Genomic DNA, 21,738 nt, shown 5'->3' on the forward strand with positions numbered 1-21,738 from the left:
GCCGCCTGGCTATTGAATGTGCTACTCGCATGGTGCAAGTTGACAAGGCCAGCTCATTTGTCAATAGTGGTGTCGGAATGGATAACGGACTATCACCGAGAGAATCGTAATCATGCAGTTCAAGGACATGAAAGTCATAGATACCGCGCTTGTAGCTACTCGCCCCAGGCAGCGCTGTTTGAGCATTTTTGCATTGCCGGCATTGTTGGTTCTGAGTGCCTGTGGCGGCGGCGGAGGGAGTGGAGACTCACCCTTCGATCCTGATAGCAGCGCTAGTTGCGAGGTGGATTATCAGAATCAGTGGGTCTACGATAATATGCGCGATTACTACCTGTTCTATGATCAGGTGCCGGTAGTCAACCCACAGTCCTACGACTCTACGCAAGACCTGTTGTCAAGCATCCGGTTCGAGGAGCGTGACCCCTTCAGTCATCTGGCTGATGCCACTGCGTCAGATCTGCTGTTTCAGGAAGGTCGGGAGTTCGGGCTGGGTTATCGTTGGGGCTACGATGAAGATGACAATGCACGAATACTGCAGGTCGTTGAGGCCAGCCCTTTTGGTCTTGCCGGGATCGAACGAGGCGATATCATTGTGTCAGTAAACGGATTGGACTGGCAAAGTGACGAGCTGAGCGAATTGTTTCAGGAGGACGTTGTCGGCACGCCCGAAACACCTACTCAGTCAAACTGGCGAATTGTGAAGCGTGAATCCGGAGCGCAGGTAGATATACCCATTTCGACTGCTGAATATGCAATCAATTCGGTGGAAGCCGTTGCCGAGTTTACGAATCCGGATAGTGGCAGCAAAACGGGCTACTTTGTTTTCAACCGCTTTCTGAATACCTCAGAGCAGGAGCTGCGTGACACCTTTCAGCAGTTCGGCCAAAGTGGTGTTTCCGATCTGATTGTTGATCTTCGATACAATTCAGGTGGTCGGGTATTCATTGCCGAGGTTCTGGCTAGTCTGATCGCAGGGAATGCCCGGGCGGGTGGCCTGTTATACCGGTATGAATACAACGATAAGTATCAGAACGAAAATTATGATTTGCTGCTGGAAGAGAATGATGAAAGCCTGGATCTGTCTCGAGTCATCTTTATTACACGCTCTAGCACTGCATCATCTTCAGAGATAGTGACTCTGGGATTGTCACCGCATATGGAAGTGGTCACCGTGGGGTCCACAACCTCAGGTAAGCCGTATATCCAACGAGGCAGGGTTCGTTGCGGGGAGCAGCTTAATGCAATCGAAGCCGAAGGCTTCAATGCTGCGGGTGTGAGTGTCTTTGGTGGGATGCCTGCTAGTTGTCAAGTGGCAGACGATCGCCTTCATGATTTCGGTTTGAATGATGATGGTGAGTTTGAAGGCATGCTGAAAGCCGGTATTGACTACCTGGCTGAGGGTAGTTGCGCCACTACCATTGCTGCCAAATCTGCTGGCATCGTCGATCAGGCCGATGAGACAGAGCTGCAAGGATTCGAGCTCTTTGCAGGCTCGCTTCGCTGAAATCAGGCATGACTGGCGAGGCATGAGACAGGTGGCTCCCTGAGAGGGGAGTCACCTGTGCAAAATAAGCGACCGTGAGCCAATTCCAGCTATTTCAAGGTGCTCATCCAGCCCAGTGTCTGATCTGTCTTGCCGGCCGGTTTGTATTCAGCTCCCAGTGCGCTCTTATAGCCAAGCTTGCTCAAGACATCAAAGATATGTCGGTAGCAAACTTCACCGTGCTCCGGTGAGCCACGGTCCGGAACTGAGGCGAACTGGATATGGCCTATTATTGGTAAAAGCCTTGTCAGTCGGTTACTCAAATCTCCTTCCATCAGCTGGATGTGATAACAATCGAACATCAGCTTGATATTGGTGCGATCAACTTCCGTGATAATGCTCTCTGCCTGCTCACTGGTACTCAGGAAGTAGCCCGGAGCATCATAGCTATTCAAGGGTTCGATCAATATGGTGATGTTGTGGCTGGCGGCCTGATCACAGGCATATTGCAAATTTTCAATAAACGTCTTGTGGGCTTGTGAGCCGGATACGAACCCGGCCATGACATGAACACAGGCTGTATTCGTTAGTGAGGCATACTGGATTGCCTCATCGATGAAGCTCCGAGCCTGAGTTATTCTATCGGGCAGCGCTGAGAGGCCATTTTCCCCGGCACTGGTATCTCCGCGTCGCGCGTTAAGGCCCAGCATACTCAAACCGGTTTCTGCCAATGCGGCATTGATATCATCCGTCGGCGTGTCGTATGGCCAATGGCACTCGACTGCATCAAAACCTGCAGATCTGGCTGCTCGAATAGCATCTGGTAACGATAGCTCGGTCCAGAGAAAACCAAGATTGGCCGAAAATTTGGTCATGCGTCCCACTCCACATCAAATTTGGTTACGATCGCCTGCACATGCTCTTCAGAAAGCATCCGAGGGTTGAAAGAGCGAGTCATCATGGCCAGGCGTGCCGTATCTTCAAGCTCCTCGATAGCATTGCAGGCCGCTTCCACATCCTTGCCCGCCACCACAGGTCCATGATTCGCCAACATGACTGCCGAACGTTTGCCTGCCAATCCTTTCACCGCATCTCCCATGGCAGGGTCTCCCGGCAAGAAGAAGGGCAGCAGCTTGACCTTGCCCAGCTTCATGATTGCATAGGGCGTAAGTGGCGGTAGAAAATTGTCCTCATCGACATCGGGCATCATGGACAAGGCAACCGAATGACAGGCGTGCAGGTGAACAACAGCCCCGGCTGTCGAACGAGTTGCATAGAATGCCTTGTGCAAAGGCATTTCCTTGGTAGGTTGATCGCCACCAATCAATACGCCATCACGATCGAAATGGCTGAGAGTGGCTGGGTCCAACCGTCCGAAGCTTGTACCTGTCGGTGACACCAGCAGGCCACCGTCACGAGTGCGTGCAGATATATTGCCGGTACTGCCACCGGTCAGTCCACGCTCGAACATGGAACAAGCTAGTCGGCAGATTGTTTCACGCAGGCGGGTATCGTGGCTCATGCCTGTCGATCCAGAATGCCGGCCGCTTTGACGAAATAATCGGGTGCACCAAAATTACCGGATTTCAGGGCTATGACAAGCTTTTCGCCCGCGCGCAGAGCGGGTACTCCCGGATCGATTTCGGGGCCAATTTCCAGTGTTGACAGGTTCAGGGCCTCGACCACGGCACCAGAGGTCTCGCCACCGGCCGTTAGAATCTTGGTGATGCCTCCTGCTACCAGTAAGCGGGCGATGTCAGCAAAGAGGGATTCAATGGCATGTGCAGATTGTTCACGTCCGTATTGGTTCTGAACCTGTTTTACAATCTCTGGGTCCGCTGAGCTGTAAGCGACAGGAACGCCCTGGTTGGCGATTAGCCAGTTTGCGATTGTCGGTGCATCGATACGACCTTCAATGACGTCGGCCGCAATAATCTCGAATCCCGGGTTGTCCTTCAGGTGAAGTTGCAGCTGGGTGCGGGTGGCCGTCGAGCATGATCCGGACAGAGCCACGCATTTGCCGCTCTCACCTTGCCAGTTTGCAGAGCTGGAGGTGATCTTGCCCTGCCGCCTGAAATTCTCGGGCAGACCCAGTGCAATCCCTGAACCGCCAGTAATCAATTTCAAATCAGCCGCTGCTTCACCAATCTGCATCAGATCCTCATCACGCAGAGCGTCCACCACCACCAGACGTTTGTTCGCCAGCTGTTCTCGCAACAAGGCCGCCCTGATGGCCTCGGTGCCGTGCAAGACATCTTTGGCGGCAACGTGGCCCACTTCAGACTGTGTCTGAAGTTGTAGCCAGCGACGAATATCAGGGTCAGTCATGGGTGTCAGGGGATGATTCTGCATGCCACTTTGATTCAGGAGCACATCATTGACGAACAGATGCCCCTGATAGATAGATCGACCTGTGCCGGGAAAGGCCGGGCAGACAATGATGCGATCTGCATCGAGTGCCTCTGCCAGTGCATCAATAACCGGACCGATATTGCCCTGCGGTGTCGAGTCGAAGGTGGAGCAGTATTTGAACAAAAACTGCGTGCATCCTTGTTTTTGTAGCCATTCAAGTGCTCGCAGCGACTGTTCTATTGCGTCCTGAGGATCAATGGAGCGGGATTTGAGGGCCACAACTCCGGCTTCAATGTCAGCTGCCGCATCCTCGGCAGGTACGCCAGTGTATTGAACCGTACGCATGCCTTGTTTGGCCAGCGTATTGGCCAGATCGCTTGAGCCGGTGAAATCATCACCAATGCATCCTAGTAACATCAGTCTTGTCCTGGTAGTGTCAGGCCTGCATTGCGAGCATAGACCTTGGCAATGGCTGCATCATCTTCCTGACCCAGGCCGGAGCCTGAAGCCGCCAGAAACTGCTGCAAGGCCGTTGCCGTGATGGGTGCGCTGAATTTGGCCGTCTTTGCGATATCCAGAACGATTCCCAGATCCTTTGGCCAGATGTCGATGGAAGAGTGCGGGGTGTAGTCTCCCTCGACAATATGAGGCGCTCTGTTTTCCAGCATCCAGGAAGTGCCAGCACACTCGGGGATGACTTCCAGAAATTTCTCTGCAGAAATACCTTGCGTCATGCCAAAGGTCAGCGCTTCGGCCATGGCGGCAATGTGTACACCTGCCAGTAATTGGTTAACCGCTTTCATGGCAGAGCCTTGGCCGGCCTCGTCACCGAGCTCGAAGACCTTGGCTGCGGTTGCATCCAGCACGGGGCGAGCTGCCAGCAGGGCCTCAGGGCTGCCCGATGCCATATATGAAAGCTGTCCATTGGCAGCCTTGATCGATCCGCCCGAGATAGGTGCATCCAGATAGTGGACGCCGTATTCCTTGCAGCGAGATGCCATGGCGCGGGCAAAATCCGGTGCGACTGTTGCACAGGCGATGACCACGGCGCCAGGTTTGAGTTTTGGCAGAACGGCATTTTCACCGAAGAGTACGGCCTCGGTCTGGGCGGCGTTCAATACCACCACAACCACGGCATCCAGATCTGGCCCGATCTCGGACAAGGTACCGATAGCACCACCTTCGGCGTGAAATTTTGCGACCTGCTCAGCGACTACATCGAACCCGTGCGTTATGACGCCTGCACGAAGTAATGATGAAGCAATTCCGTACCCCATGGAACCGAGTCCGAAAACTGCAACTTTTGTATCTGTAGCCATATATGTTCAATCTCCGTTGGCAGAATGCAGGGCAAGGATTTCATGAAGTTGGTAGCGCTGTCAATTGATAATTGGTTGCGCAACCAATTCTGCGCTAAGATGCATTCCACACATCATCGATGACACGGAAAACAGATGCGAAAACTGGCACGAGCAACGCTGAAGGATGTGGCAGAGCTGAGCGGCGTCAGCGAGATTTCAGTATCCCGTGTCATGCGCAATACCCCCAATATTTCATCCACGTTGCGCAAGAAGGTTGAGCAGGCTGCCGCCACCCTGAATTACACCCCTAACAGGGTGGCTGGTGCTCTGGCATCCAAGTCAACACAATTACTGGCCGTGATTGTGCCGTCCATGAGCAATTCGGTTTTTCCGGAAGTGCTGGATGGTATTGACGCGGTGCTCAGTAAAACGGCGTATCGGACCGTATTGGGAATATCGCACTACGATGAACAGCGTGAGGAAGAGATTATTCAGGATCTTCTTTCCTGGAACCCCTCGGGCATTATCGTGACCGGATTCGAACATACAGCGAGAAGTCTTGACATGCTCTCGCGGTTCCCCAATCCGGTCATCGAGATAATGGATGCGGATGGTAGTCCCATTGATGTCAGCATCGGAGTGTCGCATCAGCAGGCTGGCATCCTGATGGCTGATCATCTGGTTGGGCAGGGCTACAGAAAAATTGCCTATGTCGGAGCCGAGGGAGAACGACCTTCGCGTTCGATCAAACGTCGAGAGTCTTTCAGGAAGCGCCTGTCAGAACTGGCCGTGCCGCTGAGCTGCATGCAGATCGAAGCTAGTGATTCTTCGGTTTTGCTGGGTAAGCAGACCTGCTCTGACTTGTTGCGAAAGTATCCTGATACCGATGCGATCTATTTTGATAACGACGACCTGGTCGTCGGTGCTTACATGCATTGTTTACAGGCAGGCATTGATATTCCGGGTCAGTTGGCCCTGGCAGGGTTTAACGGTTTACCCTTCATGGATGCCATGCCGATGAAAATAACGACTATCCGAACGCCGCGGCTGGAAATGGGAGTTGCGGCTGCCGAATTGTTTCTGGCGCGTATGGAGACAGAAAAGCAGGCGCCTGCTGAGGGTTCAAAGGTCGTCATGCCATTACAATTCATTCTGGGTGAGACCAGTTAACCACCCCTTGGTAATCTAGTGTGTTTTCAATGTGAGTTTGGCACGTGATGTGATCTGTTCTTGAGATCATTCACGCTGATCCCGGATGCTTTACATCGGTTCAGCCTTGACGGCAAAGGTAGTCTTTTGAAAAATATCAGAAATGCATTATTGGTTGCCATTGCTTTGACAGCGATGCTGTTCGCCTACTACGCACTGTCAGGGCAGGTCAGCGAGATTGATGGACTCTGGGCGAATGGGGTGGCCATGTTCTTCGGCATTTTTGGTTATCTGTTATTCGCAGGAAGAAAGCCTCGTGGCAAGCACCATAAAGACAGACAGCACATATAGATTGCATACATTGGTTCAAGAAATGTAACCTGCGCGAGGCTGAGGATTACTCAGTCACAAGGGTATTCAGCCGATTTAAGTGACTATCGTAGTTATTCCACCATGCGTGGTTATTTACGTGACGTACTTCGTAAATAGCACAAATCTGGAATTCTCAAGTTTACCTAACCTGGATTTGGCATTTCATGAAGATTCCGGGCTGAAGTCGAGGCTATTTCCAATTCCAGTGCTAACAAAGCTCAACAATATGGGGCTGGCTGACAGGATTGTCAGATCTACCCTTGGCATAGGATTGATATATCTTGTCTGCTTTCAGCCTCAAGTCATCAATGATTTGATGCTGAACCTGTTGGTGGGTGCTTTCGGGGTTTTGAATGTAATCTCCTCTGTCGTCAGGATTTGTCCGGCCTATCTGCTGGCGAATTTTTCCACGATACCTAAGACGGCTGTACAGGCCTGCGCATCCGCGAGCGCCTCTGCGAGCGCCTCCTCACGTGCTTCGTCACTGTTTACTGGAAGTGCGAAGGAGTCGGACGCTCAGTCAAGAAGCACGGCTTTGTTGCGCAGGAAGCTACAGTTTTCAGTCGTCATTCCAATGATTATCTTGCTGGTTATTTTTGGCACAATCGTTGTCAATCTTAATCATCAGTTCTGGTTGTCGGCGTTGACGCGTAAAGTCGAAGTGGCAGCGGATGTGGCGGTACATGTTCAGTTGGTCACCGAAGAGGAAAGTCCCCTCGGCATTGCCAATCGTGAAAACGGCTACCTTGCCAGATCTGTCATCCAGGATGCACTAGTGGATGCAGACGTTTTTTTTCTTCATGACTCTGCTGGCAATAGCCTGCGCTCTGTTTTTGAAAAAGGTCGGGAGAATATTGCTGTTGTGGCAGCGGTTGCAGAAATTCACGCCGCCAACGGTTATGCCGGTGAGTCTGTGCGACGGGATATGAAGCTTATCGATGGGCAAAGCTATGTTTGGTCATCCACCCGAGTAGGTGGTACTGATCGCTGGTTTACAGCTGTGATGAAAGCGCCTGGCCACTACACCTTGTCCGCCTATCTACTATCCCCCAGTTTCCTTGTGATCATCCTGGCGGTTGTGTGGATGGCTATCTGGACTTCCACCTATATTGTCAGAAAGTTCGTGAACAAGATTGAAGAGAACTCCACGATTCTTCATTATCGCTCCATGCATGATTCACTGACAGGTCTGCCCAACAGGCAGAAGCTGAGTCAGATAATTCTTGAAAAAATGGCGGTTCTGGATACTGACAGGCAGCGCTTGTACCTTCTCCTGGTCGACCTGATCGGTTTCAGGGATATCAACGATACACTGGGCCATGATTTTGGTGATCAGCTACTGACCAGAATTGGTGTGTACCTGGGCGAGATTGAGGCTGATCGCGTGGATGTTGTCAGAATGGGGGGCGATGTATTCTGCCTGGTTTGTACTGAGGATCTGGTCAAGGATGATGCCAGCCGTCTGAGCGATGCAGTCAGGGACAAATTGCAGTGCAGTCATGAATTGAATGGCGTGCCTGTCGCGGTCCAGGTCAGAATAGGTATTGCCAGTTACCCGGAGAATTCAGTTCAGCCCGAGGAGCTTATCCGGTTCGCTGACATTGCTTTGGCGAAGGCGAAAAGCCTGCGTATAAGGGAATGTTATTATCGTCGTGAACAGAATACCCACTCACTGAGAAAGTTGACCTTGCTGGCTCGTTTGAAAACGGCCATTGAGCAAGATCAGTTGACATTGGTCTATCAGCCGAAAGTGAATATACACAATCACTCTCTGGTGGGCGTCGAAGCATTGGTCCGGTGGAATGATGCCGAATACGGTCCGATATCGCCCATTGAGTTTGTTACCTGGGCTGAGAAGTCCGGCCTGATTAATCGCTTGACACGCTGGGTCTTGAATACGGCCGAAGAGCAGAGCCGCGCATGGCAGGTGCAGGGCTATATGATTCCTATAGCGGTCAATATATCCCCGACCAATCTGAGCGATCCAAAGCTGATTCCGCTGATAGAACAGCTGGTAACGGAAGGTAGTTTTGGCAATTCGATGCTGGAGCTTGAAATTACTGAAAATGCGATGATGGAGAACCCGGAGCAAGCCCTGAAAAGCATGGAAGAGCTCTGTAAAATGGGGTTGAAGTTCGCTATTGATGATTTTGGCACAGGCTTGTCCTCATTCTCCTATTTACTAAAAATGCCGATCAGTAACCTGAAGATTGATCGTGCCTTCATTATGAATAATGACGAGAATGATAAGGACGCCGTTATACTGCGATCGATGATAAAACTGGGACAAGGTCTGGGTTGTATTGTTACCGCAGAAGGTGTTGAGGATCAGCTTTGCCTTGAGAGGTTGAAGAGTCTGGGGTGTGACTGCGTACAAGGTTTTCATGTCTGCAGGCCCATACCCGCAGATGAGCTATTGCGATGGATAGACGACAGTGGTTGGGTGGCTCAGGATAAGGCTGCTTGAGCCAAGCGTAGCAGAAGAAGTCGTATCCATGTGTCGCTGTATGATCCTGAACCAAGTGCTCGTGATAGATTATGGTTTCACGAGCCTTCAGGATAGCGATATGGACGGTAACGAGATGGCCTCGCATATCCCTGCGGATATCTGATGAAACTACCTGAACAAACGTTGCGCAAAAGATGGTCAGTCATCGATTATCTTCTTGCCCATTGGCGTGGGCAGCAATCACTATTCTGGTCGTTCTGGGTCAATCTGCTGGGCCTGCGGATTCTGGTTTTCAATCTACAGGATCGACTGAGCCCGCCTGAGGGGCAAGACTTCAGTGGGCATGCTGGACTGCTTGTCTGCGCCGTTGTGTTGTCACATGGTGTGCTTCTGCTCTGGCAACTGGTGGGTGTGGTTCGAGCGGCGGAGTCAGACTTTGCAACGCGCGGCAATCTGGCACTGGTATGGGCAACTCAGCTGGGTGCAATCGTCCTGTTTTTGCTTAGTGCGGTATACGCACTGGGTGCCTTGCAATGGACCCAGGTATTGCCGGTGGAACAGGATCACCTGTCTCGCATGGCCGAAGAGCATGCCAGCCAGTACCAGCTATCAGTTGCACCGTCGGGTCAGTCCATGAGCATAGAGGGGTCGATCGAGCTCGGTATTTCCAAAGCGGTAAGGGCACTGCTGGCAGAACACCCTCAGCTCAGGCAGGTCAGGCTGAACAGTCGGGGTGGCAATGTCTATGAAGGGCGAGCGTTGGCAAAAATCTTCATGGAGCATCAGCTGAACACGCGTGTAGAAGGTGTCTGCGCCTCGGCCTGCACCACCGCCTATGTCGGTGGAATCCATCGTTCTGCGGCAGCCGAGGCCACACTGGGCTTTCATCAGTATCGTCTGGATGCGAGCTACACAGTCATTGGCGTGGAAGTTCAGAAAGAACAGGAGCGAGACGCCGAACTGTTTCGACAGGCGGGGGTCAGTGTCGACTTTGTCCAGACACTCTTCGAGAGCTTGCCCGAAAACATGTGGTGGCCGACTCTGGAGGAGCTGCTTGCTGCTCGTCTGATTCATGAGATCAACTGATCCTCGTAGTTCTCCAAGCCGCAATTACCAAGTTGGAGGACTACTAGCGACTCCGTGACTGCCGTCACGTATCGGCGATAGAGGGGGCTTTATTGGATGATGGTGGTTACGGCCTCTTCGCCGGTTGGATTTTTGCTGGCGAAAGTGACTCGGATTCACTACCATTGAGACGGTTCTGATAAGGTGGGAAATCATGCACCTTCTCAGTGCGTTGGCTTGTCCACTATCACTTTCTGTCGCTCTGTCGCGTAGACGGCTTTACAGAAAGCTCGGTTAAATCTTCCTTCATCATCTTTATTCATGGCAAAAATACTGAAATTCGCAGCGGTTGGTATCGACCATCGACATATCTTCGGCCAGATCCAGAACATGCTGGATGTCGGTGCTGAGTTCGCTGGTTGGTGGACCGAAGGCGAACCCGAGACACTCGATGGCTTTGTCAAGCGATTTGATGGTGCGCATCGGTTTGCCTCGCTGGAAGAGCTGTTGGGAGACGCCAGTATCGAGTTGATTCTGGTTGCTTCATTACCTTGCGATAGAGCGGGGCACGCCATTTCTGCCATGCAGGCTGGCAAGGATGTCATGGTCGACAAGCCCGGTTGTACGACGCTGGAACAGCTCGATCAGATCAAACAATGTGTGGCAGAAACCAAACGAATCTGGTCCATCGATTTTTCCGAACGCTTTGAAGTCGCCAGTGTGACCAAAGCGGCATCCCTGGTGCAATCAGGAGCGATCGGCAAGGTGATACAAACTCTGGGAATGGGCCCTCACAGACTCAACCGTCCCAGCCGTCCAGACTGGTTTTTCGACCGGCAGAGCTATGGTGGAATCATTTGCGATATCGCCTCCCATCAGATAGATCAATTCCTGTACTTCACCGGCAGTACCGATGCCCAGATCCGCATGGCAACGGTGGGGAACTACGCTAATCCCGATGACAAGGGGCTACAGGACTTTGGTGAGGTGGCTTTGCAAAGCGACAACGGGCATGGCTATATTCGTGTTGACTGGTATACACCAGATGCTTTGCCAACCTGGGGGGATGGGCGATTGACCATCCTGGGAACCGAAGGCTATATCGAGCTGCGAAAATACGTGGATGTGGCGCGCGATACCACCATAGACAACCTGTTTCTCGTCAATGGTACGCGCCACGAACAAATCGATTGCAGCGATGCGGGTTATCCGTACTTCCAGAATCTGGCGAATGATATCGCCCAAAGGACCGAGACTGCCATGCCACAGGCACATGCGTTCAAGGTCATGGAGCTTGCATTGAAGGCGCAGGCGATGGCCGAACAGATGCAGCCGGCTGGTCACTGGTCTTGACAGAATGACAACGCTAACCGCACAGCCGCTACGTGTTGCCATTATTGGCGCGGGTATCGGTCGAGAGCATCTTGAAGCCTATCGGGAGCTGGCAGGCAAATACGAAGTGCGGATCATTTGTGATCTGGACGAAGAGCGAGCCAGAAGCATTGCCGACAGTGATTCGCTGACAATTACCAGTGACCTATCGAGCGTCTTGCAGGATGCCGACATTGATATCGTTGATGTCTGCCTACCGCCACATTTGCATTTTGATACAACAATAGCGGCGCTGCAGGCTGGCAAACATGTGGTCTGCGAAAAGCCTCTGGTGACGTCTTTGGCACAGGCCGATGCATTGGCCGAGGCTGCACAAGCAGCGGGTCGAACGATCACGCCTGTCTTTCAGTATCGCTATGGTCCGGCCATGCAGCAATTGCAAGCCTTGATGGCAGCGGGTCTGACCGGTAAACCTTATATGGCGAGCCTGGAGACGCACTGGAACCGAGATGCTGACTACTACGCCATTGCCTGGCGTGGAACCTGGGCTGGTGAACGTGGTGGAGCCGTTCTGGGCCATGCCATTCACAATCATGATCTGTTGACCCATGTGTTAGGCCCGATCGCGAGCTTATCCGCTAATTGCGCAACACGTGTCAATGACATAGAGACGGAAGACTGCGCGGCTATCATCTTCGAAATGGAAAATGGCGCTCTGGCTACCAGCTCGATCACGCTGGGAGCTGCAACGGATACGTCAAGACTTCGGTTCGTATTCGAAGGCTTGACAGCCACCAGTGGTACCGCACCCTATGCACCCGCGACAGATAGCTGGGAGTTCACTGCACGTGACCCGCAGAAACAAAGTGCAGTTGACGCCGTACTGGCATCAGTGACTGGCAAAGCGACTGGCTTTACCGGCTTTTTTGATGCACTGTCAGATGCGCTGAATGGTCAGCCGGGACAAGAAGTGTTGCTGGCTGATGGACGGCGTTCGCTGGAGTTGGTCAGTGCGATCTACTTGTCGGCAAAGACGGGCAACAAAGTGGCATTGCCGCTAGGCCCTGATGATTCTGTTTACGAAAGCTGGCTTCCCTGAGAACAGGGTGCCATCGAGCAGTTCAGTTGTTGTTTAGAACGTTGTCGCTGGAATGGATTCAAGAACACGACCGGGATTAACCCGTGCTGAATTCCCGTCAACGATACCATTGGAGAACGGAGAGACGAATGCAATATAAAAAACATGTGTTGGGTCAGCTGATTCTGGTTGCCTCCCTGAGTGCGACGGCATCCATGAGTCAAGCTCAGGAGCTTCGCTTCATGTGCTCAACGGATGGTAACGAGTGCGAAGTGATTGAAGATCTGGTTACCCGTTTTGAAGCGGAAAATGCCGGTGTTGATGTCATTGTCGATATCGTTCCGTACAAGTCCATCCAGGAAAACCTGCCGGTACAGTTGGCCGCAGGCACTGGTCCGGATCTGGCCAAAGTGACCGATCTTGGAGGATTGTCCCCGTACTATCTGGATATCAAACCCTTCGTCGATGCCGACTACTGGGAAAAGTCCTTTGGCGATATTCTTAACTGGTACCGCAAGGGACCAGATGATGAGGGTCTCTATGGATTGCATTCGCAGCTGACCATCACGGGTGGCTACATCAACCGCACCTTGTTTGATCAGGCGGAAGTCGAGCCACCTGCGGCAGATGCAACCTGGGAGCAGTGGGCAGAGGCTGCAGCCGAAGTGGCTGAAGCAACAGAAACCCCCCATCTGATGGCCATGGATCGCTCAGGTCACCGTATCGCAGGGCCGGCCATTTCTGAAGGTGCAAAACTGTTTGCTGAGGACGGTTCGCCCATTCTGGTAGACGAAGGCTTCACTAATTTTGTTACCAAGTTTGTGGAATGGAATAATGATGGCACCATGCTGCGCGACGTCTGGGCAGGTACGGGTGGAGACACTTACCAGGATGCATCTCAGGAATTCATCAACGGTTCATTGGTCTATTACTACTCAGGTAGCTGGCAGGTAGGCAAGTTTGATAGCGAAATCGGTGATGCATTCGATTGGCAAGTGGTGGGTACACCGTGTGGTGCGGTTGCCTGTACCGGAATGCCCGGTGGTGCCGGAATCGTCGGATTCAAATCAACCAAGCAGCCAGAGATGGTTGCCAAGTTGCTGGACTTTCTGGCCCGGGAAGACATCTATGCCGAGTTGACTGCCAGAACGCTCAACATCCCGGCTCATGCTGCGGTTGCCGCCAAAGGCGTTGACTATGAAGGTGCATCTGCACCCGCTGCTGCTGCACTGAATGCCTGGGGTAAACAGGTTTCTACTGTTTCACCGGTTGCCTATGCCTATCAAGGGTACAAGAACAACCGTGCCATGTTCGGAATAACCATGACGCGTGTCTCTCAGGCTATTGTGGGTGAACTGACAATAGAGGAAGCGATGGAACGTGCCAAGGTTGATCTGGAGCAGGCGCTCACAGAAGTGGACGCCAAGTAGGCAAGTATTAACCGGCGACCCCCATCCGTGGGTGATTCGTCTTAGCCGTCGATGAAAGAGGGCGTTTAGCGAGCGTGCCAGTTACCGGATTGATGAGTCTGGTAGCTGACACTATGGAATCCCGGAGAACTTCGATGGCAGTATTTCTCAATTCTTGCATGCGGATCATAGAGATTCCCATGCTGTATCTACAGCAGAAACTCGGCATATCCAAACTGGCGTGGGTTTTTCTGTTGCCCAATCTGCTGTTGTTTGGGCTTTTCGCTTTTTTGCCTGTCGTTCTGAACCTGGTTTATGCGATGACCGGCAGCGACCAGATTTTGCTGGAGGATCGCACTTGGGTGGGGATGGGTAACTACAACACTCTGCTCAGTTGCAAGGATTTTCTGGACCCCAATAGCTGCACCGATGATCTGTTCTGGCGGGCTGTGTACAACACCTTGTCATTTGTCTTACTGCAAGTCGGTTTCATGGTGGGTTTTGCCCTGTTAACCGCGCTCATACTCAATAGCAAGATTCGCGCGCGTGGGTTCTTCCGCAGCGTATTCTTCTTTCCTGTCTTGTTATCGCCTGTTGTTGTGGCTCTTATCTGGAAATGGATTCTGCAACGAGAAGGCCTGGCGAATGCCGCGCTGGAAGGGGCGGGGTTCGATACGATCAACTGGTTGCTGGACCGGCACTGGGCTTTCTTCTGGTCAGTTTTTGTTTCGGTCTGGGCACATATGGGCTTCTATACCCTGATACTGCTGGCAGGCCTGCAAGCCATACCTCGGGATGTCTACGAAGCCGCCAGCATGGATGCCGCAACGCCTCTGAGGACGTTTCGTAGAATCACTCTGCCATTGCTGATGCCGACCATGATTGTCGTGCTGGTGCTGTCCTTGATAAAAAGTGTCCAGACATTCGATGAGGTCTACGCTTTTACTGGGGGTGGGCCTGGTTCTGCCACCACGTTCCTGATTCAGTATGTCTATGAAACCGGATTTGCCGGTATGCCAAGACTGTTCGGGTTGGCATCAGCTGCCTCAATTCTGCTGGCTCTGGTACTGGTTGTTTTGACATTCCTGCAACTGTGGGCTAGCCGGAGAAATGCAAATGGGTAAGGCAATTGCGTTTCTGACTCGTACCCGGGGTAGTCGTGATCACGCTGGCAGCCGCCTGCACTGGACTGACTGGTTCACCTACGGCTACCTGCTTCTTGGCATCGTGTTGATGTTCGGGCCGGTTATCTGGTTGCTTATGTCATCGTTCAAGACCGATGCCGAACTCAACACGTTTCCGCCACGATTCCTGCCCTATGCGCAGGAAATGATCACTCTGGACGGGCATACCAAGCCGCTACCGATCTTCACGGTGACTGAGGGTGAGTTAGAAGGCGTTCAGGTTGCACAAGTGCGCCGTGTCGGTATCGTCTCGCAGGTGGTGAAGATGGATGCACCGGATGAAATCATCAAGATCAAGGTAAAGGAGCGCGAGCCGGTAGAGAAGCTGGCGCTGGCCTGGGAAAATTATTCTGATCTGTTCAAGCGTTTCAATTTCATGCAGTTCCTGTGGAACAGTACCTTCATCACGGTCATTTCTACACTGATCATGTTGCTGGTCAATTCAATGGCCGCATTTGCCCTGTCCAAGTATGAGTTTAGAGGGCGTACAGTGGTGCTGGCCATGATTATCGGTACTTTGATGATTCCGCAAACCGTCGTGCTGGTGCCACTGTTTCTGGTGGTTCGGGAAATGGGCATGATCAATTCGTTATGGGGCGTGATTATTCCGGGGGCGGCAACCCCAACCGGTGTATTTCTACTGCGGCAATATATGCTGACGATACCGGATGAAATTCTGGATGCAGCTCGCATGGATAAGGCCAGTGAATGGAAGATCTACTGGCGCATCATTCTGCCCTTGAGTGCCCCGGCGATTGCGGTGCTCGCAATACTGGCCATCATGTGGCGCTGGAATGATTTCCTGTGGCCCTTGATTGTGCTATCCCGTACTGAGAACTTCACGTTGCAACTGGCTCTGAACAGCTTTCAGGGCGAGATGGCAACACAATGGAGCAGTCTGCTTGCCATGACTGTTTTGACGTTATTGCCTATCGCTGTGGTGTTTGCTTTCCTGCAAAAATACATCGCCACGGGTATCGCATCGACAGGTGGAAAATGATGACAGCAACTATCAGACAGACGAAATCCTGAATCATGGCAAATTTACAGCTGCAAGATATAGAGAAGGCCTTTGGGTCCGTCAAGGTTATCAAAGGGGTAAATCTGACTGTCAATCACGGTGAGTTCTGCGTGTTCGTCGGACCGTCGGGGTGTGGCAAATCCACACTGCTGCGGATGATATCGGGACTGGACTCGGTTAGCGGCGGGCGCATCACCATTGATGGTGATCTGGTTAACGATGTCGCTGCGGCGGATCGTGGGTTGTCGATGGTCTTCCAGTCCTATGCGTTATATCCGCATATGAGCGTGCGGCAAAACCTGTCGTTTGGTCTGGAGAATCTGAATACGCCGCGTGATGTCATCAAGAAGAAAATTGATGAAGTAGCGACCATGCTGCAAATCCATGAGCTGCTGGATCGCAAACCCAAGGACTTGTCAGGCGGGCAGCGTCAGCGGGTGGCCATTGGTCGTGCGGTGGTACGAGAGCCTCGCATATTCCTGTTCGATGAACCGCTGTCAAATCTGGATGCTGAGTTGCGGGTAGATATGCGTGGCGAAATTGCACAGCTACACAAGCGTCTGGGCAATACCATGATCTACGTCACGCACGATCAGGTGGAAGCCATGACCATGGCTGACAAGATTGCCGTGCTGCGAGCGGGTGTAGTCGAGCAGTTCGGTGCTCCGTTGGAGCTGTATCATTCGCCGGTCAATCAGTTTGTGGCCGGTTTTATCGGCTCTCCCAAGATGAATTTTCTGAATGCCCAGGTAGTCTCTGCTGCCAATGGCAAGGTATCGCTGGGTGCTGGTCGCAGCATTATCCTGCGCTCAGACGACTTCATGCTCAGTGATGATGCTGTGGTAGTGGCCGGTATCCGGCCTAACGCCGTTAGAGTGGCAGAGTCAGCAGTTGCAGACTTTACAGTAGAAATTAGCGGTGTCGAACGACTAGGTGGTGAGTCCTACCTGTATACAAAAACCAGAGATGGCAGCCCGGTGACGGTCAATATACAGGGTGAGACATCGTTGGAGCCGGGCCAGGAGATCGGGTTAAGTGTTGATGTCGAGAAAGTGCATCTGTTCGACAGTGATACCGGTGCGACGCTGCACCGATAGCCCCTGATCTTGAGGATGAGGACTTGCAAGGAAATCGGTGGGCCTGATCTAAAGTCGAGTGTCTGATCGCTCTGAACTCGGCTTTTTGTTAGTGCTTATCGCGTTGATGAAATTGTCAGTGATGTTAGCGTGGAGGATGAAGCGGTAGGTGGTGTTTGCTCACCTTTGCCGCTGGATATCCTTATGTCGGCGGACCGGATTGATTCGACGTGAATTGATGTTTTCGGTAAAGCTGATACTGCGTTAGCAGGTGGCTGAACAGTGCATCATTTATTGTCAAAGGCGACGGTTCACATAACGAGGTTGAACGGCTGTCTACTACTGTTTGCGGTAGGAGCGCTTTTTGGCTTGTCCGTCCCTTTGTCAAAACTGGCTGCTGAAGTAGAAGCTCAGCCCATTGGTCTGGCTTTATGGGTCAATATCATTGTTGGTGCTTCATGCCTGACAATTACCATCATTCGCGGGCGGATGCCTGTTATCAGCGCAGACGTGATTCGATTCGTTTTTCTGTGGGGTCTGGTAGGGGCGGTAGGAGGCGATGTTTTGCTGTTCTGGATCGTCCAGGAATTGCCAGCATCGACAGTCTCCATTCTTCTTGTGTGTGAAGGCTTTATCGTCTTCGGCTATGTGACTATCAGGGACAAGTTGCAGGTAAACAGGAAAAACATGGCAGGTCTGGCGGTTGGCATGTTCGGCATGGTGCTGTTGATCAGCAATGGTGTTTCATTCTCAGCGGTGGGAGCGCCTGTCTGGATTATTCTGGCATTGAGTGTTCCGCTCATGTTCGCCGCCGAAGACTTGTTGATCTCGGATTGGACTCCACCCGGAGTGGATTTTGTGGCGTTGACAGGCCTTGCTGCTATCGCCGGCAGTGTCATGTTATTGCCCGTGGCCTGGTATCTGGACGATCTCATTGTCCTGAGCTGGGTTCTGTCGCAACTGGAAATAGCGATTGTCTGCATTGCGATCAGCAGCGCGCTGGGAACTTTGCTGATGGTTCGACTATTGACTGAAATGGGGCCCGTTTACGGCAGCCAGGCAGGCTATACCATAACGTTTGCCGGTATTGCCTGGTCAATGGTTCTGCTCGGAGAGCGTTTGAATTCAGGGACACTATTTGCATTATTGTTGCTCCTGACGGGACTCCTGATCGTTGAGCCCCGTAAACCGATACCGCTAGTTTCCACTAAGTTTGTCTGACTGTTTATTTTCGAAATCCGTTGGGCCAGGTATCGCTCAGGCGGTAGCCTTCGGGCCAGGGATCCTCTGGATCAAGCATGTGCTGATGGGTTCCGGTAATCCAGGCTCTGCCACTAATTTCCGGGATGATCGCCGCTTTTTCACCTACCTGAGTGGTGCCGATGATTTGGCCGCTGAATTCTGATCCGATAATGGATCGTGCGGTAAATGTCTCGCCAGCTTGCATGTCTCCTTTGGCGTGTAACAAGGCCATTCGCGCTGATACTGCTGTTCCAGTTGGCGAACGATCAATTTTTCCCGGTTGGATGGCTACGGCTGACAGAGCGCTCAATTGATCAGCGTGACGGCTGAGTTGACCTGCAAACAGGCAGAAAGAAAAATGTGTCCACTCAGAATTGTCTGGGTGATGAAACGTTAACTGGGCATTGGCAGCATTGGTGATTCTTACTCCCAGACTGGCCAGCTCTTTGGCTTCGCTTGACTCCAGTTGGAAGCCGAGCGCTTGTGCATCAACAACCACAAAGCTGTCACCGCCAAAGGCTGTGTCAACAGTGATCTGTCCAAGGCCGGGGACATCGAGGGTGACATTCAGTTCGCCGACAAAAGAGGGCAGGTTTTGCACGAAAATGCGTTCAGCTTTGCCCTCATGACACTCAGCACGAACATGGACCAGCCCGCCTGGCGCTTCGAGAACCATATGAGTAAGTGGATATTGCATCGGGATAATGCCGGTTTCCAGTAATACAGTGGATACACAAATGGAATTGGAGCCTGACATCGGTGGTGTGTCTTCGGGTTCCATGATTATCCAGCCCATCTGTGCATCGGGATGGCAAGGGGGAACTAGCAGATTGACATGACGAAAGACGCCACCACGCGGTTCATTGAGCATGAAGTTTCGAAGCGTCTGATCTTTTGCAATCCAGCTTCGTTGTTCCCACAAGGTTTTACCTGGTGGTGGAGCGACACCGCCGACAATGACATCACCGACTTCGCCTTCGGCGTGGCATGACACGACGTGAATGGTTTTGGAGGTACGCATGACATCATCCTCAATTTGAATTGCTGACGATACCTGTTACTGGTTTGTGTTGGAATAACAATAATACATAATCGGGAGTCTTGAGGTCGTACGGGTCGAGTGGGTGCGATAGGTCCATGGAGTGATGGAATGGTTTGCTTGAGGTTTTCTGCTGCTTAAAGAAGTTGGGTATTTGCTACATATTCATGATTGAATTCAGAATCAGATTCAATCAGCGGTAGCATATATGCGGTGATATGTGCTTAGGGGTCGTGAAACAATAAACTATACTTTTCAGTCGCCCCTGCATCCTGCCCTTCTGCGTTGTTTGTCGGTTGAATAGCCAGCTATTCGCCCTCCTCACGCCTTGCCGGGCAGGCGCAGGACCAACCGAAAAGTATAGTTAATTATTTCACGACCCCTTAGCCATGTTCTGAGCAGTGACTCTGATAGATAACTGGTATGGCAGGGTAAATGGATTTTGAGCAGCTGCAATTACACAATGAACGCCTGCAGAGGGAGTTGGTTGAACTGCGTAAATCCAACGAGGAGCTACAGGTGTGCAAGCAGCAACTTGATGCCCTCATGGATAATTCTCCTGTTGAAGTCTATTTTAAAGATCGTCAGGGTCGATATCTCAAGGTCAACAAGAAGTTCGAACGGATATTCGGGATTAAAGAAGAGAAGACCTCCGGTTTGCTGCCCGAAGATATTTGTGCGCCCAACCTGGCAGATAGTTCGCGAGACCATGATTTATCTGTGCTGAGTTCCGGGATCACAGAGCGTCGGGAGGTGGCTGCCAAGATAGCCTGTGACGATCAGCTGCACACCTTGTTGACGATCAAATTTCCTGTATTCAATCAGGACGGTGAAATTGATGGACTGGGCGCTATCATCACCGACATTTCCGAGCGCAAGCAGATTGCGGAGGCTTTGCGTCGTGCTCAGAGAATGGATGCGATTGGTCAGCTGAGCGGGGGAATAGCGCATGATTTCAATAATATTCTGGGAATTGTCATGGGTAATCTTGAGCTGCTGGAACCCCACCTCGAGAACAACAAAAACGCAACGTTCTACCTTGAATCTGCCCTGAAAGGTGCCGAGCGAGGGGCGGAGCTGACCAGGAAAATTCTGAGTTTTTCCCGACCGCCCGGAGGGCTGGTTAAATGCATTTGCCTGAACGACTTCATTCTGGGAATGGAAGCAATTACAGCTAAATCACTACCTGTTTCCACAGACATGGAAACGCAACTCAATGATGATCTGTGGAGCGTTTGTATTGATCCGGGAGAACTGGAAGACGCCATTTTGAACCTTACATTGAATGCGCGTGATGCTCTGTCTAACGGTGGGAAAGTGATCATCAGGACGAGCAACGAAGTCATCGATGAAATCTATGTACGCTTTAACCCACAGGCGACTGAAGGTGACTTTGTCATGTTGTCGGTAAGCGATAACGGTCATGGTATGACACCGGATATCATCAAACGCGCGACAGAGCCCTTTTTCACCATGAAGGAGGCAAGCAATGGGACAGGACTAGGCCTCAGCATGGTGTACGGATTCGTGAAACGCTCGGGAGGACACATGAAAATCCTGTCAAAACCGAATGCTGGAACAGAGGTCAGATTGTATTTGCCACGATCCGATGAGCTGATCGAGTGCGATAAGACCATTTCGAAAAATACAACTATTCAAGGTGGAAGTGAAACCATTCTGATCGTTGATGATGAAACAGGACTGGTCGAGATCGCTGTAACACATCTCCAGAAGCTGGGTTATACGACATATACAGCTAATAACAGTCAACAGGCCATGGAGCTGCTGGATGCTCATGAACAGATAGATATGCTATTTCTGGATGTGATCATGCCGGGGGATATGGATGGTCTTGAACTGGCCACGGCCGTTCGACACCGGCGTCCGAATCTGAAAGTGTTGCTGACCAGTGGGTTTACCAGGCAAGTGCATGAAGCCGCTGAATGGGATCTTGATGCTGATGCTGATTTCAAGTCGAAACTATTGGGCGGAGTCTTGAAAAAACCTTATGACAAGCAGAGTCTGTCTGCAGCTGTTCGCAGAGTGCTCGATACAAATCCTCCGTCGTAGATCAGAGCCACGCCTGCTCTGTTACCCAGACCGAGTTGTCTTGTAATTCGCACTCTTGATTGGAGAGTGGTCTGCACGAAAATATCCTGCTAGTCTACTATGTAACACTCGGCCTG

Annotated in this window: 18 protein-coding genes and 1 pseudogene; 14 read left to right on the forward strand and 5 right to left on the reverse strand. The window is 51.8% G+C overall.

Features of this window, described 5'->3' with window-relative positions:
- Window positions 1-112: 112 nt before the first annotated feature.
- Entirely contained in the window at window positions 113-1,504 is a 1,392-nt protein-coding gene (locus IMCC3135_RS12800) for a S41 family peptidase (protein ID WP_088917974.1), read from the forward strand.
- An 89-nt stretch (window positions 1,505-1,593) separates the two neighbouring features.
- Here the strand turns inward: IMCC3135_RS12800 and IMCC3135_RS12805 are convergent, their stop codons facing one another.
- Genes IMCC3135_RS12805 through ltnD form a run of 4 tightly spaced genes read right to left on the reverse strand, consistent with a single transcriptional unit; the run spans window position 1,594 to window position 5,154 of the window.
- Window positions 1,594-2,358, reverse strand: coding sequence for a hydroxypyruvate isomerase family protein (locus IMCC3135_RS12805; protein WP_088917975.1), 765 nt, complete (start codon window positions 2,356-2,358; stop codon window positions 1,594-1,596).
- Entirely contained in the window at window positions 2,355-3,005 is a 651-nt protein-coding gene (otnC, locus tag IMCC3135_RS12810; RefSeq protein WP_088917976.1) for a 3-oxo-tetronate 4-phosphate decarboxylase, read from the reverse strand. Before otnC ends, IMCC3135_RS12805 begins: the two co-directional genes overlap by 4 nt.
- Complete coding sequence (gene otnK, locus IMCC3135_RS12815) at window positions 3,002-4,252, reverse strand: 3-oxo-tetronate kinase (protein ID WP_088917977.1); 1,251 nt, start codon at window positions 4,250-4,252, stop codon at window positions 3,002-3,004. Before otnK ends, otnC begins: the two co-directional genes overlap by 4 nt.
- A complete protein-coding gene (gene ltnD, locus IMCC3135_RS12820; protein ID WP_088917978.1) occupies window positions 4,252-5,154 on the reverse strand; it encodes an L-threonate dehydrogenase in 903 nt (300 codons plus the stop codon). Before ltnD ends, otnK begins: the two co-directional genes overlap by 1 nt.
- A 135-nt stretch (window positions 5,155-5,289) precedes the next feature.
- Here ltnD and IMCC3135_RS12825 point away from each other — a divergent pair, with 135 nt between their 5' ends.
- The 12 genes and pseudogenes from IMCC3135_RS12825 to IMCC3135_RS12875 all read left to right on the forward strand — a co-directional run bounded on the left by IMCC3135_RS12825 (window position 5,290) and on the right by IMCC3135_RS12875 (window position 18,492).
- Window positions 5,290-6,306, forward strand: a complete 1,017-nt coding sequence (locus IMCC3135_RS12825; protein WP_088917979.1) for a LacI family DNA-binding transcriptional regulator — start codon at window positions 5,290-5,292, stop codon at window positions 6,304-6,306.
- Between the two features lie 126 nt (window positions 6,307-6,432).
- A complete protein-coding gene (locus IMCC3135_RS12830) occupies window positions 6,433-6,636 on the forward strand; it encodes a hypothetical protein (RefSeq protein WP_157735950.1) in 204 nt (67 codons plus the stop codon).
- 247 nt (window positions 6,637-6,883) lie between these two features.
- Window positions 6,884-7,063 (forward strand): annotated as a pseudogene (locus IMCC3135_RS35485) (YgaP family membrane protein); the annotation flags it as partial.
- Window positions 7,064-7,231: 168 nt separating this feature from the next.
- Complete coding sequence (locus IMCC3135_RS12835) at window positions 7,232-9,124, forward strand: putative bifunctional diguanylate cyclase/phosphodiesterase (RefSeq protein WP_236994779.1); 1,893 nt, start codon at window positions 7,232-7,234, stop codon at window positions 9,122-9,124.
- A gap of 144 nt (window positions 9,125-9,268) precedes the next feature.
- Window positions 9,269-10,192 carry a COG3904 family protein gene (locus IMCC3135_RS12840; protein WP_088917982.1) on the forward strand — a complete coding sequence of 308 codons (924 nt, stop codon included), beginning with the start codon at window positions 9,269-9,271 and terminating at the stop codon, window positions 10,190-10,192.
- Between the two features lie 300 nt (window positions 10,193-10,492).
- Window positions 10,493-11,524 carry a Gfo/Idh/MocA family protein gene (locus IMCC3135_RS12845; RefSeq protein ID WP_088917983.1) on the forward strand — a complete coding sequence of 344 codons (1,032 nt, stop codon included), beginning with the start codon at window positions 10,493-10,495 and terminating at the stop codon, window positions 11,522-11,524.
- A 4-nt stretch (window positions 11,525-11,528) separates the two neighbouring features.
- Window positions 11,529-12,602, forward strand: coding sequence for a Gfo/Idh/MocA family protein (locus tag IMCC3135_RS12850; protein ID WP_088917984.1), 1,074 nt, complete (start codon window positions 11,529-11,531; stop codon window positions 12,600-12,602).
- Between the two features lie 128 nt (window positions 12,603-12,730).
- Window positions 12,731-14,011 (forward strand): ABC transporter substrate-binding protein, encoded by a 1,281-nt coding sequence (locus IMCC3135_RS12855; protein ID WP_088917985.1) that lies wholly within the window; start codon window positions 12,731-12,733, stop codon window positions 14,009-14,011.
- 134 nt (window positions 14,012-14,145) lie between these two features.
- Complete coding sequence (locus IMCC3135_RS12860) at window positions 14,146-15,114, forward strand: carbohydrate ABC transporter permease (RefSeq protein ID WP_088917986.1); 969 nt, start codon at window positions 14,146-14,148, stop codon at window positions 15,112-15,114.
- A complete protein-coding gene (locus IMCC3135_RS12865) occupies window positions 15,107-16,174 on the forward strand; it encodes a carbohydrate ABC transporter permease (protein WP_088917987.1) in 1,068 nt (355 codons plus the stop codon). Before IMCC3135_RS12860 ends, IMCC3135_RS12865 begins: the two co-directional genes overlap by 8 nt.
- 35 nt (window positions 16,175-16,209) lie before the next feature.
- Complete coding sequence (locus tag IMCC3135_RS12870; RefSeq protein WP_088917988.1) at window positions 16,210-17,292, forward strand: ABC transporter ATP-binding protein; 1,083 nt, start codon at window positions 16,210-16,212, stop codon at window positions 17,290-17,292.
- Between the two features lie 261 nt (window positions 17,293-17,553).
- A complete protein-coding gene (locus tag IMCC3135_RS12875) occupies window positions 17,554-18,492 on the forward strand; it encodes a DMT family transporter (protein ID WP_088917989.1) in 939 nt (312 codons plus the stop codon).
- Between the two features lie 4 nt (window positions 18,493-18,496).
- Here IMCC3135_RS12875 and IMCC3135_RS12880 read toward each other — a convergent pair whose 3' ends face one another.
- Window positions 18,497-19,534, reverse strand: a complete 1,038-nt coding sequence (locus tag IMCC3135_RS12880; RefSeq protein ID WP_088917990.1) for a trans-3-hydroxy-L-proline dehydratase — start codon at window positions 19,532-19,534, stop codon at window positions 18,497-18,499.
- A gap of 453 nt (window positions 19,535-19,987) precedes the next feature.
- Between IMCC3135_RS12880 and IMCC3135_RS12885 the strand changes: the two genes are divergently transcribed.
- Complete coding sequence (locus IMCC3135_RS12885; protein WP_088917991.1) at window positions 19,988-21,622, forward strand: hybrid sensor histidine kinase/response regulator; 1,635 nt, start codon at window positions 19,988-19,990, stop codon at window positions 21,620-21,622.
- The last annotated feature ends 116 nt before the right edge of the window (window positions 21,623-21,738 follow it).

Origin of the sequence: Granulosicoccus antarcticus IMCC3135 (assembly GCF_002215215.1) — a bacterium.
Classification (GTDB): domain Bacteria; phylum Pseudomonadota; class Gammaproteobacteria; order Granulosicoccales; family Granulosicoccaceae; genus Granulosicoccus; species Granulosicoccus antarcticus.

Excerpts from the sequence above, each read along its gene's own strand:
- IMCC3135_RS12800 (WP_088917974.1), top strand. The coding sequence starts at position 113 with ATGCAGTTCAAGGACATGAAAGTCATAGATACCGCGCTTGTAGCTACT.
- IMCC3135_RS12805 (WP_088917975.1), bottom strand. The coding sequence starts at position 2,358 with ATGACCAAATTTTCGGCCAATCTTGGTTTTCTCTGGACCGAGCTATCG.
- otnC (WP_088917976.1), bottom strand. The coding sequence starts at position 3,005 with ATGAGCCACGATACCCGCCTGCGTGAAACAATCTGCCGACTAGCTTGT.
- otnK (WP_088917977.1), bottom strand. The coding sequence starts at position 4,252 with ATGTTACTAGGATGCATTGGTGATGATTTCACCGGCTCAAGCGATCTG.
- ltnD (WP_088917978.1), bottom strand. The coding sequence starts at position 5,154 with ATGGCTACAGATACAAAAGTTGCAGTTTTCGGACTCGGTTCCATGGGG.
- IMCC3135_RS12825 (WP_088917979.1), top strand. The coding sequence starts at position 5,290 with ATGCGAAAACTGGCACGAGCAACGCTGAAGGATGTGGCAGAGCTGAGC.
- IMCC3135_RS12835 (WP_236994779.1), top strand. The coding sequence starts at position 7,232 with ATGATTATCTTGCTGGTTATTTTTGGCACAATCGTTGTCAATCTTAAT.
- IMCC3135_RS12840 (WP_088917982.1), top strand. The coding sequence starts at position 9,269 with ATGAAACTACCTGAACAAACGTTGCGCAAAAGATGGTCAGTCATCGAT.
- IMCC3135_RS12845 (WP_088917983.1), top strand. The coding sequence starts at position 10,493 with ATGGCAAAAATACTGAAATTCGCAGCGGTTGGTATCGACCATCGACAT.
- IMCC3135_RS12850 (WP_088917984.1), top strand. The coding sequence starts at position 11,529 with ATGACAACGCTAACCGCACAGCCGCTACGTGTTGCCATTATTGGCGCG.
- IMCC3135_RS12855 (WP_088917985.1), top strand. The coding sequence starts at position 12,731 with ATGCAATATAAAAAACATGTGTTGGGTCAGCTGATTCTGGTTGCCTCC.
- IMCC3135_RS12860 (WP_088917986.1), top strand. The coding sequence starts at position 14,146 with ATGGCAGTATTTCTCAATTCTTGCATGCGGATCATAGAGATTCCCATG.
- IMCC3135_RS12865 (WP_088917987.1), top strand. The coding sequence starts at position 15,107 with ATGGGTAAGGCAATTGCGTTTCTGACTCGTACCCGGGGTAGTCGTGAT.
- IMCC3135_RS12870 (WP_088917988.1), top strand. The coding sequence starts at position 16,210 with ATGGCAAATTTACAGCTGCAAGATATAGAGAAGGCCTTTGGGTCCGTC.
- IMCC3135_RS12880 (WP_088917990.1), bottom strand. The coding sequence starts at position 19,534 with ATGCGTACCTCCAAAACCATTCACGTCGTGTCATGCCACGCCGAAGGC.
- IMCC3135_RS12885 (WP_088917991.1), top strand. The coding sequence starts at position 19,988 with ATGGATTTTGAGCAGCTGCAATTACACAATGAACGCCTGCAGAGGGAG.